Genomic DNA, 1,543 nt, shown 5'->3' on the forward strand with positions numbered 1-1,543 from the left:
CCCCCGCGCCAGCGTTATCTTCCCCTATTCCGATTAATTTATTCCAAATTCAAGGCTAATTATTAATAAACGCAATTCCGTTTATAAAAAAGGGCAACCCGTTTAGGCTTGCCCCTTGCGAAAAATATTGTCTCGTTAATTATTGAACTTCGGGTTCATTCTCTTTGAAAAGTTGGCTTATGCCGCCGATACTCCCGAGTATTCCGCTTGTTTCGAGCGGAAGGAAAATCTTACTTGCTTTACCGTCGGCGATTTTTTCAAGGGCTTCGAGGTATTTAATTGCGATTAGGTCTTTCGTGGGGTTGCCATCGTGGATTGCCTTATAAACGGAGCTAATAGCTTCGGCCTCACCAGCGGCGATAGCAATCTTCTTGTATTTATTCGCGTCGGCTACCTTTTTAATAGCCTCGGCATCCCCCTCTGCCTTAAGAACAGTTGAACGCTTATGGCCTTCGGCTTCGAGGATCATCGCTCGCCTATCGCGTTCGGCTTTCATTTGGCGATGCATAGCCTGGGTGACGTCGTCCGGTGGTTCGATTCGTTGCAGCTCGACGCGTGTTACTTTAACACCCCATTTATCGGTAGCATCGTCGAGGATTTGACGGAGCTTGGTGTTGATCACTTCACGTGAAGTGAGAGATTCGTCGAGAGCAAGGTCTCCTATAAGATTCCTTAGATTTGTTTGCGCAAGTTTTGTTGTAGCAACATAGAAATTCGCAACATTATATGTCACTTTAATCGGATCGGTGACCTCGTGATAAACCACGGCATCAACTTCCACAACAACATTATCTTTTGTAATAACCGCCTGCGGTGGAACATCAACGACCTGCTCTCGGGTATCTACTTTGATTAACCTCTCCAGAAAAGGAAATATTATCGTTAGTCCGCTGTCCGCTGTGCGTTGGTATTTACCTAATCTTTCGATAAGACCTTTTTCCCACGGCCTAATTATCTTCATTGCCTTCCCTGCGGCAATGAATACAAAAAACGCAATAATTATGTAAACTGCTAACATTGTTCGCCCTCCTTGATGGCTTTTACGATTAAATGAGTTCCAACTATTTTATTTACTTCGACACGTTCGCCTTTTTCGATAATCTCGTTATCTTCATTTTTTGCGCGCCATTCCTCGCCTCCAAACCTAACCATGCCGGTGTTCTTAATGTTATCTATCTCTTCAAACACCATGCCAATTTTCCCGATTAGCCTATCGGAACCTACACCCGATGGACCTTTACGCGTAAATCTATCGGCAAACCTTCGCGAAAAAAGAACCAAAACGCTCGACACAATTATAAATGCTCCAAGCTGCCAACCGGAGCCCATACCGAGACCAGCAAGTATAGCAGCTATTCCAGCTCCTACACCGAACCACAGAAGGAAAAACCCAGCGGTGAACATCTCAGCAATAGCAAAAACTGCGGCTATAATTGTCCAAATAATCCAAATGTTGTCTAACATCATGTCCCCTTTTGAAATTCTGTCTTCAAAATGCTATACACAATTTAAGCTAATTTATTCAAGATGGGGAAGTTTTTTT

Annotated in this window: 2 protein-coding genes; both read right to left on the bottom strand. The window is 43.7% G+C overall.

Annotated features, from left to right (window positions below; genetic code table 11):
- Positions 1–139 precede the first annotated feature (139 nt).
- Complete coding sequence (locus tag KAH81_05675) at positions 140–1,018, bottom strand: SPFH/Band 7/PHB domain protein (protein ID MCK5833144.1); 879 nt, start codon at positions 1,016–1,018, stop codon at positions 140–142.
- Positions 1,012–1,464 carry an NfeD family protein gene (locus tag KAH81_05680; GenBank protein ID MCK5833145.1) on the bottom strand — a complete coding sequence of 151 codons (453 nt, stop codon included), beginning with the start codon at positions 1,462–1,464 and terminating at the stop codon, positions 1,012–1,014. The genes KAH81_05675 and KAH81_05680 overlap by 7 nt, the downstream gene beginning before the upstream one ends.
- Between the last annotated feature and the right edge of the window lie 79 nt (positions 1,465–1,543).

Source organism: bacterium (assembly GCA_023145965.1).
In the GTDB taxonomy this organism is placed as follows: domain Bacteria; phylum UBP14; class UBA6098; order UBA6098; family UBA6098; genus UBA6098.

Excerpts from the sequence above, each read along its gene's own strand:
- KAH81_05675 (MCK5833144.1), bottom strand. The coding sequence starts at position 1,018 with ATGTTAGCAGTTTACATAATTATTGCGTTTTTTGTATTCATTGCCGCA.
- KAH81_05680 (MCK5833145.1), bottom strand. The coding sequence starts at position 1,464 with ATGTTAGACAACATTTGGATTATTTGGACAATTATAGCCGCAGTTTTT.